This window comes from Clostridium sp. HV4-5-A1G (genome assembly GCF_900184915.1).
In the GTDB taxonomy this organism is placed as follows: domain Bacteria; phylum Bacillota; class Clostridia; order Clostridiales; family Clostridiaceae; genus Clostridium_B; species Clostridium_B aromativorans.
Genome location: NZ_FXYI02000393.1, coordinates 1 through 512 on the forward strand (window position 1 = coordinate 1; position 512 = coordinate 512).

A 512-nucleotide genomic window follows, 5' to 3' on the forward strand; every position below is an offset into this window, starting at 1 on the left:
AAATTGTTGTAATAATTTTGCAATTTATATATAGAGTTATATATATTATTGTAGTTATTAGAAATATATGATTGAACATTTTTTCCAAATTGGATGGCTTCTTGGGTCATGACTACTATTCCAAAGGAGAGTATAATCAATATTATTGTAAAAAATACTGTAGTTGTAATTAAAGAGGCAATTCCGTTGCTGAGCTTCAGTTTCTTGGTAATAAATATAGTTGGCCTTCTGAGTATTAGTGCACATACTAAAGCTAATACAAAAGGCAGTGTATAATCAATAGTGCTAAAAAATATTAAAAATATTAATGTATAAAGTATAAAAAATAAAGCAATTTTATCGATTTTGTTTATCAGTTCTTTCACAGAGTGATGACAACTCCTTTTTGTTTTTTCATAAATGTTAATAGCAATATAAAAGTGTGTATGCAGGATTGAAAAGCTTTTGTAAAATAATTATAAATGATATATATTTTATAAACTTGCAGTAATATTTCTGTTATAATAATATAT

The 512-nt window shown here is 24.2% G+C and carries 1 pseudogene; it reads right to left on the reverse strand.

Annotation, left to right across the window (positions count from 1 at the left end):
* A pseudogene (locus J5G60_RS18720) lies at positions 1-365 on the reverse strand (AI-2E family transporter); the annotation flags it as partial.
* Between the last annotated feature and the right edge of the window lie 147 nt (positions 366-512).